The 15,160-nt window shown below is 62.9% G+C and carries 16 protein-coding genes; 14 read left to right on the top strand and 2 right to left on the bottom strand.

Features of this window, described 5'->3' with window-relative positions:
- The first annotated feature begins 75 nt into the window (after positions 1-75).
- The 4 genes from ppc (at position 76) to RAS12_RS25025 (ending at position 6,645) form a co-directional block, all read left to right on the top strand.
- Positions 76-2,925, top strand: a complete 2,850-nt coding sequence (gene ppc, locus RAS12_RS25040) for a phosphoenolpyruvate carboxylase (protein ID WP_306942456.1) — start codon at positions 76-78, stop codon at positions 2,923-2,925.
- Positions 2,926-3,321: 396 nt separating this feature from the next.
- Positions 3,322-4,257, top strand: a complete 936-nt coding sequence (locus RAS12_RS25035) for a 3-hydroxyacyl-CoA dehydrogenase family protein (protein ID WP_306942454.1) — start codon at positions 3,322-3,324, stop codon at positions 4,255-4,257.
- A 176-nt stretch (positions 4,258-4,433) separates the two neighbouring features.
- Positions 4,434-5,774: a short-chain fatty acid transporter gene (locus tag RAS12_RS25030; protein WP_306942452.1), complete on the top strand. Its 1,341-nt coding sequence runs from the start codon at positions 4,434-4,436 to the stop codon at positions 5,772-5,774.
- A gap of 142 nt (positions 5,775-5,916) precedes the next feature.
- Positions 5,917-6,645 (top strand): SDR family NAD(P)-dependent oxidoreductase, encoded by a 729-nt coding sequence (locus tag RAS12_RS25025; RefSeq protein ID WP_306942450.1) that lies wholly within the window; start codon positions 5,917-5,919, stop codon positions 6,643-6,645.
- Between the two features lie 53 nt (positions 6,646-6,698).
- On the opposite strand, the gene RAS12_RS25020 is transcribed toward RAS12_RS25025, so the two are convergent.
- A complete protein-coding gene (locus RAS12_RS25020; RefSeq protein WP_306942448.1) occupies positions 6,699-7,481 on the bottom strand; it encodes an IclR family transcriptional regulator in 783 nt (260 codons plus the stop codon).
- 195 nt (positions 7,482-7,676) lie between these two features.
- On the opposite strand from RAS12_RS25020, the gene RAS12_RS25015 reads away from it, so the two are divergent.
- The 6 genes from RAS12_RS25015 to RAS12_RS24990 are packed head-to-tail and all read left to right on the top strand — an operon-like array spanning position 7,677 to position 11,526.
- Entirely contained in the window at positions 7,677-8,366 is a 690-nt protein-coding gene (locus tag RAS12_RS25015) for a 3-oxoacid CoA-transferase subunit A (RefSeq protein WP_306942446.1), read from the top strand.
- Positions 8,363-9,007, top strand: a complete 645-nt coding sequence (locus tag RAS12_RS25010) for a 3-oxoacid CoA-transferase subunit B (protein WP_006227166.1) — start codon at positions 8,363-8,365, stop codon at positions 9,005-9,007. The genes RAS12_RS25015 and RAS12_RS25010 overlap by 4 nt, the downstream gene beginning before the upstream one ends.
- 57 nt (positions 9,008-9,064) lie before the next feature.
- Positions 9,065-9,340 (top strand): muconolactone Delta-isomerase, encoded by a 276-nt coding sequence (gene catC / locus RAS12_RS25005; RefSeq protein ID WP_306942443.1) that lies wholly within the window; start codon positions 9,065-9,067, stop codon positions 9,338-9,340.
- A 12-nt stretch (positions 9,341-9,352) separates the two neighbouring features.
- Positions 9,353-9,649 (top strand): YciI family protein, encoded by a 297-nt coding sequence (locus tag RAS12_RS25000; protein ID WP_306942441.1) that lies wholly within the window; start codon positions 9,353-9,355, stop codon positions 9,647-9,649.
- A 52-nt stretch (positions 9,650-9,701) separates the two neighbouring features.
- Positions 9,702-10,481 carry a 3-oxoadipate enol-lactonase gene (gene pcaD, locus RAS12_RS24995; RefSeq protein ID WP_306942439.1) on the top strand — a complete coding sequence of 260 codons (780 nt, stop codon included), beginning with the start codon at positions 9,702-9,704 and terminating at the stop codon, positions 10,479-10,481.
- Between the two features lie 4 nt (positions 10,482-10,485).
- Complete coding sequence (locus RAS12_RS24990; RefSeq protein WP_306942437.1) at positions 10,486-11,526, top strand: cyclase family protein; 1,041 nt, start codon at positions 10,486-10,488, stop codon at positions 11,524-11,526.
- A 100-nt stretch (positions 11,527-11,626) separates the two neighbouring features.
- On the opposite strand, the gene RAS12_RS24985 is transcribed toward RAS12_RS24990, so the two are convergent.
- Entirely contained in the window at positions 11,627-11,959 is a 333-nt protein-coding gene (locus tag RAS12_RS24985; RefSeq protein ID WP_306942435.1) for a PsiF family protein, read from the bottom strand.
- 480 nt (positions 11,960-12,439) lie between these two features.
- Here RAS12_RS24985 and RAS12_RS24980 point away from each other — a divergent pair, with 480 nt between their 5' ends.
- The 4 genes from RAS12_RS24980 (at position 12,440) to RAS12_RS24965 (ending at position 15,134) form a co-directional block, all read left to right on the top strand.
- Positions 12,440-12,781: an FxLYD domain-containing protein gene (locus RAS12_RS24980; RefSeq protein ID WP_306942433.1), complete on the top strand. Its 342-nt coding sequence runs from the start codon at positions 12,440-12,442 to the stop codon at positions 12,779-12,781.
- 202 nt (positions 12,782-12,983) lie between these two features.
- Positions 12,984-13,634: a carbonic anhydrase gene (locus RAS12_RS24975; protein ID WP_306942431.1), complete on the top strand. Its 651-nt coding sequence runs from the start codon at positions 12,984-12,986 to the stop codon at positions 13,632-13,634.
- Between the two features lie 72 nt (positions 13,635-13,706).
- Positions 13,707-14,306, top strand: coding sequence for a glutathione S-transferase (locus tag RAS12_RS24970; RefSeq protein ID WP_306942429.1), 600 nt, complete (start codon positions 13,707-13,709; stop codon positions 14,304-14,306).
- 237 nt (positions 14,307-14,543) lie between these two features.
- Positions 14,544-15,134 carry a hypothetical protein gene (locus RAS12_RS24965; protein ID WP_306942428.1) on the top strand — a complete coding sequence of 197 codons (591 nt, stop codon included), beginning with the start codon at positions 14,544-14,546 and terminating at the stop codon, positions 15,132-15,134.
- Positions 15,135-15,160: the final 26 nt, after the last annotated feature.

Here is a 15,160-nt window from a genome sequence, read left to right as displayed (position 1 = left end):
GGATTCTTTTTCCGGTTTTTGCATCGACTCGTCTTTTCGCCCCTTCCCTACAGCCGCCCGACGGATCCCCGCCCGATGAATGCCAAGCGCACGCAGTCCGACTCCGCAGAACCCCTGCGTCACGATATCCGGCTGCTAGGCCGCCTGTTAGGAGAGGTCATCGAAGAATGCGAAGGTAAACGCGTCTTCGACACCATCGAAACGCTGCGCCGCACCGCCGTCAAATTCCGGCGCGAAGGCGACGATGCCGACAGCAAGCTGCTTGAACAGCGCGTCAAACGCCTGCAAGGCAATGATCCGAATTCCGTTGCGCGCGCCTTCAGCTACTTTCTGCATCTGGCCAACATCGCCGAAGACCGCGATCAGAACCGCCGCCAGCGCGCGCGAGCGCTGACCGATGGCACAGCCGCGCGCGGCAGCCTGCGCGAAGCCGTGCTAACGCTGGGCCGCAACGGCGTCGGCGTGGCACGCATCCGCCGCCTGCTGGCCGACGCCTGCGTCATGCCGGTGCTGACCGCCCACCCGACGGAAGTGCAACGCAAAAGCACCCTGGACGTACACCGTGAAATCGCCACCGCGCTGACTCAGCGTGAAGGTCCGATCACGCCGGAAGAGTTGACGGAACTGGATGCCGCGCTGCTCGGCCGCGTGGCCACGCTGTGGCAGACGCGCATGCTGCGCTACACGCGCCTGACGGTTGCCGACGAGATTGAAAACGCGCTGTCGTACTACCGCAGCACCTTTCTGCAAGTCATTCCGCGCCTGTACGGAGACTTGTCCAAGCTGCTGAACCGCGAATCCACCAAGCCCTTCGCTGCCCCGCCCCCACCGCTGGAACCTTTCCTGCGCATGGGCAGCTGGATCGGCGGCGACCGTGACGGCAATCCGAATGTAGACGCCGCCACGCTGGAACGCGCCCTGCTGCGCCAAGCCACCGTGCTGTTCGAGCACTATCTGCAAGAGGTCCACGCGCTGGGCGCAGAGCTGTCCATCACCACCTTGCTGATCGCGGCGGACCCGGAGTTGCTGGCGCTGGCGGACAGCAGCGGCGATGACTCTCCGCATCGCAGCGACGAACCTTACCGCCGCGCGCTGGTTGGTATCTATGCTCGCCTTGCCGCCACCGCGCAAGCACTGACCGGCCAGAACCTGGCCCGCCGCAGCACCGTCGCCGCTCCCCCGTACCACGCGCCTGAAGAACTGTCGGCGGACCTTGCCATCATCGCCGCGTCGCTGGCCGCGCACCACGGCGCCCCCATTGGCAAGCTGCGCCTGGCGGGCCTGCAACAATCGGTGGCAGTCTTTGGTTTTCACCTGGCGACGGTAGATCTGCGCCAAAGCTCCGACGTACACGAACGCGCGCTTGCCGAGCTCTTTGAACGTGCTGGCACGCAGCACAATGGCAAGCCGCTGGCCTATCTGACGTTGACCGAAGAGGAACGCGTTGCTTTGCTGCGGGCCGAGTTGGCGCAGGCGCGCCCGCTGGCCTCACCGTGGATCGCCTACGGCGAAGACACCACGCGCGAATTGGCGGTGCTGCGCGCCGCCGCTGCCGGCCGCGCCCGCTACGGCAAGCAGGCCGTGCGCCAGACCATCGTGTCGCACACCGAGACCTTGAGCGATCTGCTTGAAGTGATGGTGCTGCAAAAAGAGGCGGGGCTTATTGCGCCGGCCGGCCACGACATCGCCGCCGACGACGGCCTGATGGTTGTCCCGCTGTTTGAAACCATCCCCGACTTGCAGCGCGGCGCCGACATCATGGCGGCGTGGCTCGACCTGCCCGAAATCCGCCAGCGCGTGAAACAGGCGCAAAGCGGCGCGCAGGAAGTCATGCTGGGTTACTCAGACAGCAATAAAGATGGCGGCTTCCTGACATCCAACTGGTCGCTGTACCAGGCCGAACGCGCGCTGGTCGATGTGTTTTCTGCTCGAAATGTGCGGCTGCGCTTGTTCCACGGCCGCGGAGGCTCTGTCGGCCGCGGCGGCGGCTCAAGCTTTGACGCCATCCTGGCGCAACCGCCCGGCACCGTTGCCGGCCAGATCCGCCTGACCGAACAAGGCGAAGTCATCCAAAGCAAATACAAGGATGCCGAAGTCGGCCGCTGGCACTTGGAATTGCTGGTAGCCGCCACCCTGGAGTCCAGCCTGGCGCCGCGCGCCGAAGCTACCAGCGCAGAAGACGCGCACATGGCCCACCACGGCCCCGCCATGTCGCTCATGTCCGACACCGCGCAACGCACATACCGCGGACTGGTCTACGACACGCCGGGCTTCGCCGAATACTTCTTTGCCGCGACCCCCATCACTGAAATCGCTGGCTTGAACATCGGTTCGCGCCCCGCGTCGCGCAAAAAGGGCCAGCGCATTGAGGATCTGCGCGCCATTCCGTGGGGCTTTTCGTGGGCGCAATGCCGTCTGATGCTGACCGGCTGGTACGGCATGGGCTCCGCAATCGAGTCCTATCTGGAAACCGGCGCGCCCGATGCGCCGCGCTCTCGCCGCGCCCGCCTGGCCCAACTGCGCGATATGGCCCGCGACTGGCCTGCCTTCCGCACCCTTCTGTCCAACATGGAAATGGTGCTGGCCAAATCGGACCTCGCCATCGCGGCCCGCTACGCACAGCTCGTCCCGCAGCGCGCCCTGCGCGACCGCATCTTCGGCGCCATCAGCGCCGAACACGCCCGGACCCTGAGCATGCTGAAGCTTCTGACCCAACGTGAGCTGCTGGCCGACAATCCGACGCTGCAAGATTCTCTACGCGAACGCTTTGCGTATATCGATCCGCTGAACTACCTGCAGATCGATCTGATCCGCCGCCACCGCGCCGCGCAGAAAAATCCCAACCCTGAAGTCGATGAACGCGTGCAACGCGCGATTCATCTGACGATCAACGGGATTGCGGCTGGGCTGCGTAACTCGGGCTAGCCGCCAACCCGAGGGCCTTCCGGTGACCCGATGGGTTCTGGGCGAGGATGCCAGCGCGATAGCAACGGCATCCCTCGCGTAGCCCATCCTGCTGCATGGGCACGCCACCTTCCTGTTCGTTGCATAGACACGGCGGAAGACACCGCTGCCCCGCGCAGGGCCCAGCGTCACCGTCCACCCACCGAACACCTCAAATCCCCCATTTGTCCACCCCCGGCAACTTTTAGTACTATTCCATCCAGAAATTCTATATACGCACAAATGTTCGCATATAGAACAAAATGATTTTTCTGGCTCACCGCACAGAAAGGCACCCACGGACGAGACAGAAAGCACCCTGATTCCCCGCCGTGCCCGCCTGCAGCGCAGCCGCCAGCAAGGACCGAGCGAATCATCATGGATACTCCCCTCAAAAATCTCGCCATCATCGGCGCAGGCGCCATGGGTAGCGGCATTGCCGCACTATTTGCCTCGAAGGGGCTCAACGTCGTCCTGATTGATCCGATGGAAGGCGCCCTTGAGCGCGCCTTGCACACCATCGACCGCCAACTGAACGTCTACGCCCCCGGCAGCGTTCAGGAAGCCATCGGGCGCATCCGTTTCGAACCCAGCCTGGACGCTGCCGCGAACTGCGATCTGGTGATCGAGGCCGTGCCGGAAAACCTGGAACTCAAGCGCGGTATCTTCGCCAAACTTGACGCTCTGTGCGCGCCCCACACCCTGTTTGCGACGAACACCTCGGGCCTGTCCATCAACGCGATTGCCAGCGCCGTCACGCGCCGCGACCGTTTCGTGGGCACTCACTTTTTCACCCCCGCCGACGTGATTCCGCTGGTTGAAGTCGTACGCAACGACGACACCTCGGAAGACACGGTCGTCCAAGTCATGGCGACACTGCGTTTTGCCGGCAAGCGGCCGGTGCTGGTGCGCCAGGACATCCCGGGCTTTATCGCCAATCGAATCCAGCACGCGCTGGCGCGCGAAGCGATCTCGCTGTTGGAAAAGGGCGTGGCCAGCGCCGAAGACATCGACGAAGTCGTCAAGTGGAGCCTGGGCATCCGCCTGGCGCTGTCCGGTCCGCTGGAACAGCGCGACATGAACGGCATCGACGTGCACTACGCGATCGCCAGCTATCTGTACAAAGACCTGGAAAACCGCACGGAACCTTCCGAGCTGCTGAAAAGCAAGGTCGAAAGCGGCCAGATCGGCGCCAAGAGCGGCCAGGGCTTCTACACCTGGAGCCCCGAACGCCGCGAACGCGTGCTGCGCGAAAAAAGCGCCACGCTGGGCGAGCTGGCAGCTTGGCTGAACAACAAGGCCAGCGACTCCTGACAGCGTCTTCTCGAATTCACAAAAGATAAGGCGCGGGGGCAACCGCCAACCGCGCCATCGGGCCACGAGCCCAACCACACAAAGAAAACCAATCGTTGATTCCGCCCCGCGCCGCCACCCGGCGCCGGACAGGATAAGACACTAAAGAACCCGCCTACGGAGTTGTTGGAGGCACCATGAATAAATTAGCTTCATTCTTTACCGAGCTGATGCGCAAGTATCTGCCCGATCCTTTTGTTTTCGCGATCGCGCTGACGCTGCTCACCGTTCTGCTGGCCATGGGCATTGAAGGCCAAAGCATCGGCGACGTTACCCGCGCCTGGGGCAAGGGCTTCTGGAGCCTGCTGGCGTTCACGACGCAAATGGCCGTGATTCTGGCCATGGGTTATGTGCTGGCCACGGCCCCGCTCACCGACCGCCTGCTCAACCGCATCGTCGCCCATGTGCACAAGCCGCACACCGCCATCATCGTGGCGACGTTGGTCGGCGGCGTTGGCAGCTACCTGAACTGGGGCTTTGGCCTTGTCATCGGCGGCATCGTCGCCAAGAAGCTGGCGTTAAAGGTCAAGGGCGTGCACTACCCCCTGATCATCGCGGCAGCTTACAGCGGCTTCACCATGTACGGCCTGGGCCTGTCGGCCAGTATCCCCGTGCTGGTCGCCACGCCGAACCACCCCACTGCCAAGCAGATGGGTACCATCCCGCTGTCGGAAACCATCTTCTCGGTGCCCATGCTGATCACCAGCCTGGTCATCATCATCACGCTGCCGCTGCTCAACGCGTGGCTGCACCCCAAGAAGGGCGAGAAGATTGTTGAGGTGGACCCCAACATCGACCGCGACGCCAACACATCCGGCGCCGTCGAAGACATGCTGGAAAAGGGCACCATCGCCTCGAAGCTGAACAACAGCCGCATCCTGAGCATGCTGATCGGCGCGCTGGGCATCGCCTACGTCACCTTCCACTTCATGGACGGCGGCTCGCTGGACCTGAACCTGATCAACTTCATCATTCTGTTCCTGGGCATCATCCTGCTGGGCACGCCGGCCGCCTACGTGGCCAAGCTGACCGAAGGCATCAAGACGATCTCCGGGATCATTCTGCAATATCCGTTTTACGCCGGCATCATGGCCATCATGGCCGCATCGGGCCTGGTGACGACGATTTCGCAGGTGTTCGTTGACTTCGCTACGCCGGCGTCCCTGCCGTTCTGGGGCCTGATCAGTTCGTTCTTCATCAACTTCTTCGCGCCGTCCGCAGGTGGCCACTGGGTTATCCAAGGCCCGTTCATGATCGATGCCGCGAAAGAAATCGGCAGCGCGCTGAACCAGACCACGATGGCCGTCATGCTGGGCAACGCCTGGAACGACCTGGTGCAACCCTTCTGGATTCTGCCGGCACTGGCACTGTCCAAGCTGAAGCTGCGTGATGTGATGGGCTACACCGTCATCATGATGTTGTGGGTGGGCGTGATCCACATCACCGCCGTGCTGGCTTGGGGTTACATGACCCATTGATAGGCCCCCCCCAGCGCTTGCGCGCTCCCCCAGGGGCGACACCTACAGACCGGCGGAGCCGGATCTGGTGGTGTCCCCGCTTTGAGGGGCGCTGGTGCGGGTTTGGGGGTGGTGTTTTTCTCTATGTTGAACGGGAAATGATATGAGCAAAGAGACTGCGTATCTCGTCACCGGCGGCAGCGCCGGGATTGGCGCTGCCATCATCCGCATGCTGCTGGATGCGGGCCATAAAGTCGTCAACATTGACTACAAGCTGCCCGAGAATCCGCCGGCGGGTCTGGTCTCTTATCAGGCCGATCTGACTGACGAAGCGCGCACCAAGGAAGTCGCCCGCGAAGTGACCGAGGCCTACAACATCGTGGGTCTGGTGAACAACGCGGGCGCTACCCGCCCCGGCACGGCCGATACGGCTACGCTGGCGGATCTGGATTATGTGGTGAACCTGCATCTGCGCACCGCGCTGATCCTGGTTCAAGCGGCGCTGCCGGCCATGCGCGAAGCGGGCTTTGGCCGCATCGTGAACATGTCGTCGCGCGCTGCGCTGGGCAAGCCGGATCGCGTGGTGTATTCGGCCACCAAGGCGGGCCTGGTGGGCCTGACCCGCACGCTGGCCATGGAGTTGGGCGGCGACGGCATCACCGTCAACGCCATCGGTCCCGGCCCGATCGCTACCGATCTCTTCACCAAGAGCAATCCGGCAGGCGCGCCGCAGACTGAACGCATCATCAACAGTATCGTCGTCAAGCGCCTGGGCACGCCCGAAGACGTGGCGCGCGCCGCCATGTTCTTCCTGTCGCCCGACAATGGTTTTGTCACCGGCCAGATGCTGTATGTCTGCGGCGGCACGACCTTGGGCGTAGCCCCTATCTGAGTCCAGCTGCCATGTTCGCCCAGCCCAACCGCCAGCCTTGCCGCCCGCTACGTCTAGCGGCGCAGCAGCGCGTGGTTGATCTGGTCGGCAGCGCGGCGCAAGGGCGGCAGGAATGCCGCCAGCATGGCTTCACGCGAAAAGCGGTTGGCGTGCCCGCTGACATTCATTGCAGCGATCACTCGGCCGCTGCGATCGATGATGGGCACGGCAACCGACTGCAATCCCGGCTCCAGTTCCTGCGCCACGCAGGCGTAGCCGTCGGCGCGCACGCCGGCCAGCACACGCTTCAATTCCGCAATGTCTGTCACGGTGTCGGCGGTGTAGGACTGGATCTGGCTCATCGCCAACACACGGTCCAACTCCGCTTCCGGCAGACCGGCCAGCAACACGCGCCCCATCGACGTCACCCAAGCGGGCAGCCGGCTGCCGACGGCCAGGTTGATGGTCATGACCTTGTGGGTAGACAAGCGCAGGATGTAGACGATGTCCGCGCCTTCCAGCACAGACACCGAGCACGACTCTCGCGTGAGCTCGGCCACTTCTTCCATGTACGGCAGCGCCAGGTTCCACAACGGCGTGCCCGACAGATAGGCGTAACCCAGCTCCAGAATACGCGGCGTCAGCGCAAACTTGCGGTCTTCCACCGTGACGTAACCCAGATGCTCCAGCGTCAGCAGAATGCGGCGCGCGCCAGCGCGGGTCAGCCCCGTCACGGCGGCAACCTCGGACAAGGTCATCTGCGAGCGGTCAGGACCAAAAGCCCGGATCACCGACAAGCCGCGCGCAAAAGATTGGACGTAGCTGTCACTGGGTTGCTGGGTTTCTTGCTGGGCCATCCGACTGTCGCACCAAAGAGTAAAAAGCCCGCCAGTGGCGAGCGATTCGTTGCCAATTCTGGCAACCCCAAACATTGGAGATTGCACCGCGCCAGCTTGCTTGACGCTGTGTACTCCCCATGAAACGATGTTCTTCAGAAGAACGAAAGTTCTAAGTAAGAACAAATTATGACACGCCACCTATGAGCGAACATCATGATCTCTAAGCTTGTTGCAAGCGCGGCGGCCGCCCTGGCGGACGTACCCGACGGCGCCACCGTCATGATCGGCGGCTTCGGCACAGCCGGCCAACCCATGGAACTGATCGACGCCCTGCTCGAACAGGGCGCGAAAGACCTGGTCATCATCAACAACAACGCCGGCAACGGCACGACCGGTCTGGCTGCCCTGCTGGGCGCCAACCGCGTGCGCAAGATCATCTGCTCGTTCCCGCGTCAGGCTGACTCGCAGATTTTCGACGGCCTGTACCGCAGCGGCAAGCTTGAGCTGGAACTGGTGCCCCAAGGCAACCTGGCCGAGCGCATCCGCGCCGCCGGCGCCGGCATTGGCGCTTTCTTCTCGCCCACCGGCTACGGCACGCCCCTGGCGGATGGCAAGGAAGTCCGCGAGATCAATGGCCGTCACTACGTGCTGGAATATCCGCTGCACGCCGACTACGCGCTGATCAAGGCCGAACGCGGCGACCGCTGGGGCAACCTGGTGTACCGCAAGACCGCCCGCAACTTCGGCCCCATCATGGCCAGCGCCGCGCGCGTCGCCGTGGCGCAAGTGCGTGAAGTCGTTGAATTGGGCACGCTGGACCCTGAAACCGTCGTCACCCCCGGCATCTTCGTGCAGCGCGTCGTCGAGATCGGCGCAACTTCGGCCGCCAAGGAGCAGCAATGAGCACCAAACTGACCCGCGACCAGATCGCCGCCCGCGTCGCCCAAGACATTCCTGAAGGCGCCTATGTGAACCTGGGCATCGGCCTGCCCACGCTTGTTGCCAACCACCTGCCCGCCGATCGCGAAGTCATCCTGCATACCGAAAACGGCATGCTGGGCATGGGCCCCGCGCCCGCCAAAGGCGAAGAAGACTACGACCTGATCAACGCCGGCAAGCAGCCCGTGACCGAGCTGCCCGGCTGCTCGTTCTTCCATCATGCCGACTCGTTCGCCATGATGCGCGGCGGCCATCTGGACATCTGCGTGCTGGGCGCCTTCCAGGTGTCGCAGCACGGCGATCTGGCCAACTGGCACACCGGCGCGCCCGACGCCATCCCCGCCGTGGGCGGCGCGATGGATCTGGCCATCGGTGCGAAAGACGTGTTTGTGATGATGGAATTGCAAACCCGCGAAGGCCAGAGCAAGCTGGTCGAGGCCTGCACGTACCCGCTGACCGGCGTGCGTTGCGTGTCGCGCGTGTACACCGATGTCGCCGTGTTCGACATACGCGCCGACGGCGTGACCGTCATCGATATGTTTGGCGACGTCACGGCCGACGAGCTGCTGGCGCTGACCGGCCTGCCCCTGAAGTTTTCCGCTTAGTTTTTTCTGATCCGCGCCCCCGGCATGTGCCGGGGCAGCCATCCTGGAGAATCCCTCATGCTGTACATGGTTCAAATGCAAGTCAATCTGCCCGTCGACATGCCGGCTGAACGCGCCGACAAGCTGAAAGCCGACGAAAAGGCCCTGGCGCAACAGCTGCAACGCGACGGCAAGTGGAAGAACCTGTGGCGCGTCGCCGGCCGCTATGCCAACGTCAGCATCTTCGACGTCGAAAGCAACGACGAACTGCACACGCTGCTGGCGTCGCTGCCGCTGTTCCCGTACATGGATATCAACGTCACGGCGCTGGCGCGCCATCCCTCGGCGATCTGAAAGGAGCATTCCTTGCCCTACATCATCGAAACTTTCGACAAGCCCAACCACCAGGAAGTCCGCCAGCAGCATCGCGCGGCGCACCTGGAATACCTGGACGCCAACAAGCAGTTGCTGTTGGCCTGCGGCGCCAAGTTGCAGGACGACGGCAAGGACGCCGGCGGCGGCCTGTACATCGTTGATCTGGAAACGCGCGAAGCCGCGCAGCAGTTCATTGATGCCGACCCGTTCTCGCAAGCCAATCTGTTCGACCGCGTGACCATCACGCGCTGGCGCAAAGCCTACGTCGACGGCGCCTGCTATCTGTAATCCCGATGCGGCCGCCCTTGCGCGGCCGCTGTTTTATCCGAGGTAATCCCACATGTCTTACGCCGAACTCAGCCAGGCACGGCTGTTCTACGTCATCGATGGCCCTGCCGACGCGCCGGTGCTCGTGCTCTCCAATTCGCTGGGCACCTGCTCCGACATGTGGGCTCGTCAGATCCCTGAACTGACCAAGCATTTCCGCGTGCTGCGCTATGACACCCGCGGCCACGGCAAGTCGTCGATTCCCGACGGCGAATACACCTTCACGCAGTTGGCCAATGATGTGGCCGAACTGCTGGCGCACCTGAACATCAAGCGCGCGCATTTCTGCGGCCTGTCCATGGGCGGCCCGACGGGCATTGCGCTGGCGCTGGCCCATCCGGAACTTGTAGGCAAACTGGTGCTGTGCAACACCGCCGCCCGCATTGGTTCGGCCGAAGGCTGGAGCACGCGCATTGCCGCAGTCGCCGAGCAAACGCTGGAAAAAATGGCGCCGACGCTTGTCGAACGCTGGCTGACCGATGGCTACCGCGCCGCCGAACCCGGCTTGACCCAAGTACTGATCGACATGCTGCGCCGCACGCCGGACGCAGGGTACTCCGCCAATTGCGCCGCGCTGCGCGACGCCGATTACCGCGAACACGTGTCCGCCATCACCGCGCCCACGCTGGTGATCAGCAGCACCCATGACCTGGCTGCCACCCCGGCGCAGGGCAAGGAGCTTGCGGCCGCCATCCCGGGCGCACGCTACGTGGAATTGAATACCTCCCATATTTCGAACTGGGAGCAACCGGAAGCCTACACCCGCGCGGTCGTCGACTTCCTTGCGGAGTAATCGCATGCAGCGCTGGAAACACCGGCCCGAAGGCTCCAATTGGGGCGACTTCGGGCCAGACGACCAACTCGGCCGGCTGAATCTCATCACCGAAGAACAGGTCTTGAAGGGCGCGCGCGAGATCCGCGCCGGCAAGACGTTCTGCCTGTCCTTGCCGCTGGACCTGCCCGGCGGCAACGTGCTCAATCCGCGCCGTCACCCGCCGCAGTTGAGCCCGACCAAACTTGCGGACACGCCCTACCTGAACTTTCCGCTACGCAACGTCAACCCCGACGCGGTGGACGTACTGAGCGACGATCAGGTGTTGCTGTCCATGCAGTACTCAACCCAATGGGACGCGCTGGCACACGTGGGCGCGCTGTTTGACGCCGACGGCGACGGCACGCCCGAACTGCGCTACTACAACGGCTTTCAAGCCGGCGTGGACATCCTGGGTCCCGCCGACGGCGACCACACTGGCTGCGGCTGCAATAGCGGCGGCCCGTCCGCCGCATTAAAGCTGGGCGTTGAAAACCTGGCGCAAAAAGGCATGCAAGGCCGCGGCGTGCTGGTGGACCTGTTCCGCCACTATGGCCCAGGCCGCACGCTGATCGGGTACGCCGAGCTGATGCACGTTCTGAAGACGGACAACATCACTGTCGAATCCGGCGACATGCTGGTGCTGCGCACCGGCTACGCCGAAGCCGTCGTCGCCATGAACGGCACGCCTGACCCCCAGGTGCTGCACACCTACGGCGCCGCGCTGGACGGCACCGACGCGGCGCTGTTGCAATGGATCACGGACAGCGGCATCGCCGCCATCTGCGCCGACAATTACGCGGTGGAAGCCTACCCCGCCCGCGAAAAGACCGGCCCGCGCGCCATGCTGCCGCTGCATCACCACTGCCTGTTCAAGCTAGGTCTGCCGCTGGCAGAGCTTTGGTACCTGAAAGACCTGGCGGAGTTCCTGCACGCCAACGGCCGCCATCACTTCATGCTGACCGCCCCGCCGCTGCGCTTGCCGCATGCGATCGGTTCGCCGGTCACGCCGATTGCCACGGTGTAAAACGGCAACAGCCCCGAAAGGGGCTTTTTTCATTGCCGGATGGAACCGATCATTTGCCGCGAAGCGTCCGCTTGCCTGAACGGGACGCGGCGCCTGCCGCTCACCCCTTCAAGCAAGTGCTCATGAACGTCTTGCGCGGGTCGCCAGTCAGCTTCTGTTCGCCGGCCTTCGCGTTGCAGTCCTTCATTTTCTGTTGCTGCGGCGTCAACTGTTTGGCGGGCGCAGGGGCCTCGCCTTTCAGGCAGCTGCTCATGTAGGTCTTGCGGTCATCGCCCGTTTTTCCGGTCGCCGACTTATTGCAATCTGCCATGCGCTGCTGCTGCGGCGTTGGCGTCTTGGCTGGCGTGGTAGCGGCGGGGGTCTGCGCGTAAGCGCCGAAAAAGCATGCGGACAACACAATGGCCGAAGCCAGCTGGCTAGTACGGGAAAGCATGAGTTTTCTCCCTTGAGCGCCCGCCTGCGTGATGGCACGCAGATAACAGGGCAGCACGATCCGCCGGCCTAGATGCCGGCCCGGTCATCATCGAACAAACCGCCCGGCTTCGCAATAGCCCAAAAAGTTAAGAAAAGATAAGGACTTAGCCCGGATTCATTCAGCTTTAAGACAGCCTGCGCGCCGTCATGGCATGTGAAGTCTCCTAATGGCGAAACGACGCACGTGATCCGGCTTTTTTACCGTGTCCGGTCACGCAAAAATGCCTCCGGGAATTCGCAATTCAGAGACATTCCGACGCACTTGTGGCATCCGCCCGCGAATCTGCGTACATCCCGTGCAACCTGTTACCCATTCATCCTTCTGACCCGTTGTGCCGCCATGCGGAAAGGTGTGAGATAGGCATACCCGCCCGATGCGCGGACGGCCAAGACGGTACGCGGATAAGCAAGCGCACCCACGCCGGTGTCCCAGGAGACCATGATGAAACTCGCCCTTGCCACTCTCTTCTTGTTTGCCGGTCTGTCTGGCGCCGCTGTCGCGCAAAGCCTGACTTATGGCGTCACGTTGGGCAATGTGCAGGCAGTGCGGGATATCAACAGAAACGTGTCGACCATCACAGGTTCGCTGGCCAATCAGTCCGGCCGCGCCATTTCCAGCGCTTTGCTGACCTTTGTGTTGTATGACGCGCAGGGCAACGAGGTGGGCCGGGTCGACGATGACGTTGTCGGTACGATGGCACCAGGCCAGATCCGGCTGATCAAGGCCGTGACGCCGCTGCAATTCACCAAAGTGACGGTTCTGAACATCCGCGCTCAATGACAGGCGGAGGGTTCTCCCCCCTATTCCGCTTATTGCGGCCAGACAAAAACCCTTCTTTTATCAGGGTTTAGACAGGGGGATGTAGGGGCAAATATGGGAAAATTCCATTTGCCGACTCGATGACAGGGGCTTCCACACGAGGCCCCTTCTTGCGTCTGTCGGCGCGCCAGCAAGCCTGGCTTGTTATTAGGAAGTGAAGATCATGTTTCCCAAAAGACTCACCGATGGCTACCAATCATTCCTGGACGGCCGTTTCCACTCGGAAAGCAGCCGCTATCAGAAACTGGCTGAAGCGGGGCAAAGCCCGGAAATCCTGATCATTGGCTGTTGCGATTCACGCGTGTCGCCCGAAGTCATTTTCGATGCCGGCCCGGGCGAAATGTTCGTGGTGCGCAACGTGGCCAACCTGGTCCCGCCCTGTGAGCCTGACTCGGAATCGTCGTACCACGGCACCAGCGCCGCCATTGAGTTCGCCGTCAACGGCTTGAACGTGAAGCACATCGTTGTGCTGGGCCACGCATCGTGCGGCGGCATCCGTTCTTTCTTCGACGATGCCAAGCCCCTGACCAAGGGCGACTTCATCGGCAAATGGATGTCGCAGATCGAACCCGTGGCCGCCCGCCTGGGCCCGGCCACCGGCGACCGCACAGCCAACCTCAAGCGTCTGGAACTGGCCGTGGTCGAACACAGCCTGAACAATCTGATGACGTTCCCGTCCATCCGCCGCCGCGTGGAAAAGGGCGACCTGGAACTGCACGGCACGTACTTTGGCGTGGCCACCGGCGTGCTGTTCCTGCGTGATCCCGATACGGGTGAATTTCACCCCTGCCTGGAAACTGGCATCACCGAATAGGGCGCATATCCGGTACCCTTGCGGCTGCTTTTCGCTTTCTCAAAAGACGCTACGCAATCGACAAGGACCGATATGAAAATCTTCTTCTCGCCCGCTTCGCCGTTCGTGCGCAAGTGCATGGTCATCGCGCATGAACTCGGCCTGGCCGAGCGTATTGAAAAGCTTCCCAGCGCCGCCGGTCCGGTGGCGCGGGATCAAAGCATCATCCCCAACAACCCGCTGGGCCAGGTCCCCACATTCATCACGGACGACGGCCAGGCGCTGTTCGACAGCCGGGTGGTGTGCGAATACCTGAACGACCTGGGCGCAGGCTCGCTGTTCCCGACGGACAAGCGCCGCTGGCAGGTGCTGACAGAGCAATCGATGGCCGACGGCATGCTGGGCGCTGCGTTGTTGGCCCGCTACGAGACCGTGCTGCGTCCCGAAGCGCTGCGCTGGGACGGATGGGTGGAAGGCCAGTTGGGCAAGGTGCGCGACGGCCTGGCGCTGATCGAGAAGAACGCAGCCGGCCTTGAAGGCCGGCTGGACATAGGCACCATCACCATCGGCTGCGCGTTGGGCTACTTGGACTTCCGCTTTCCTGATCTGGACTGGCGCGCCGCGCATCCCAAGACGGCAGCGTGGTACGAAGCATTCAGCCAGCGCCCGTCCATGCAGGCCACCAAGCCCTAATCCGGGTTGGGCTGGAAGCGCTTTCGCGAGAGCACGCCGGGCTCGCAAAAGCGGCCCCAGCCTTGTACGGCGCGGCCTTCGGGCAGCACCGCTCAAGCCCCCGACTACGGTTGGGGGCTTTTTTTCGTCGGAATCATTGCTGGTCCGGTGGACCGTCCGCAGAAAAATTGGAGTAAATTGAACTTGTAACCGACACCACGGCCCAACCTGAAGGTCAATCACGACAGGGAGCTCCGTATGAATGTTTCGGCAATCTCCGCTATCCCCCGCGTCGCCGCGCCCTACCCCGCGCGCATTCCGATGCTGGATGACACGCGCCCCGCCTGGGAAACCGCAAGGGCCGCCGAACGCGCCGCACAAACTGAAGCCGCGCGTCAAACACAACGCACCGCGCAGGCACAGGCCGCCTGGGAAGCGCAGCGCGTCGCACGCGCACAAGCCGCCAAATCAAACGCCGCCGACCCCACCGCTCCGTATGCACGCATCAATGCCGATGACGGCCATCGGCTACCCCTCATTGCCGCGCCCGCGACCAACGTCGACACACTGCGAGACCTATACGCCGACTCGCGCATGCGCCGCGCAGTGGATGACTACACCGCGCAACCCAACCCGATTCCACAACGCGCCGGCAACGCCAACGATCTGGGCACGATCGAAGGCCTGACCCCGTTGCAGCCGTACCGCGTCGCGATGGGCAATCCGCAGGTGCTGGAATTGCAGACCGCCGTGGCCATGAAGGCCGCCGGTGTAGGCATCCCCGCCGTTGCCAATATCGGCGCTACTGAAAACGTCACCGACAACGCACGCTATCGGCCTAAGTCCTAATGTGATTGGAATCCGGGCCACGGCGC

It is taken from the genome of Achromobacter seleniivolatilans, from assembly GCF_030864005.1.
Lineage (GTDB): Bacteria > Pseudomonadota > Gammaproteobacteria > Burkholderiales > Burkholderiaceae_B > Achromobacter > Achromobacter seleniivolatilans.
Note: the sequence above shows the minus strand (reverse complement) of the source record. Positions and strands in the feature narration are given on the sequence as shown.

Bases quoted from the DNA above. Each gene is read 5' to 3' on its own strand.
- RAS12_RS25015 (WP_306942446.1), top strand. From the start codon at position 7,677: ATGATCTCTAAGCTTGTTGCAAGCGCGGCGGCCGCCCTGGCGGACGTA.
- RAS12_RS24970 (WP_306942429.1), top strand. From the start codon at position 13,707: ATGAAAATCTTCTTCTCGCCCGCTTCGCCGTTCGTGCGCAAGTGCATG.
- RAS12_RS24990 (WP_306942437.1), top strand. From the start codon at position 10,486: ATGCAGCGCTGGAAACACCGGCCCGAAGGCTCCAATTGGGGCGACTTC.
- RAS12_RS25025 (WP_306942450.1), top strand. From the start codon at position 5,917: ATGAGCAAAGAGACTGCGTATCTCGTCACCGGCGGCAGCGCCGGGATT.
- pcaD (WP_306942439.1), top strand. From the start codon at position 9,702: ATGTCTTACGCCGAACTCAGCCAGGCACGGCTGTTCTACGTCATCGAT.
- RAS12_RS24975 (WP_306942431.1), top strand. From the start codon at position 12,984: ATGTTTCCCAAAAGACTCACCGATGGCTACCAATCATTCCTGGACGGC.
- RAS12_RS25020 (WP_306942448.1), bottom strand. From the start codon at position 7,481: ATGGCCCAGCAAGAAACCCAGCAACCCAGTGACAGCTACGTCCAATCT.
- RAS12_RS24965 (WP_306942428.1), top strand. From the start codon at position 14,544: ATGAATGTTTCGGCAATCTCCGCTATCCCCCGCGTCGCCGCGCCCTAC.
- RAS12_RS25035 (WP_306942454.1), top strand. From the start codon at position 3,322: ATGGATACTCCCCTCAAAAATCTCGCCATCATCGGCGCAGGCGCCATG.
- RAS12_RS25010 (WP_006227166.1), top strand. From the start codon at position 8,363: ATGAGCACCAAACTGACCCGCGACCAGATCGCCGCCCGCGTCGCCCAA.
- RAS12_RS24980 (WP_306942433.1), top strand. From the start codon at position 12,440: ATGATGAAACTCGCCCTTGCCACTCTCTTCTTGTTTGCCGGTCTGTCT.
- ppc (WP_306942456.1), top strand. From the start codon at position 76: ATGAATGCCAAGCGCACGCAGTCCGACTCCGCAGAACCCCTGCGTCAC.
- catC (WP_306942443.1), top strand. From the start codon at position 9,065: ATGCTGTACATGGTTCAAATGCAAGTCAATCTGCCCGTCGACATGCCG.
- RAS12_RS25030 (WP_306942452.1), top strand. From the start codon at position 4,434: ATGAATAAATTAGCTTCATTCTTTACCGAGCTGATGCGCAAGTATCTG.
- RAS12_RS24985 (WP_306942435.1), bottom strand. From the start codon at position 11,959: ATGCTTTCCCGTACTAGCCAGCTGGCTTCGGCCATTGTGTTGTCCGCA.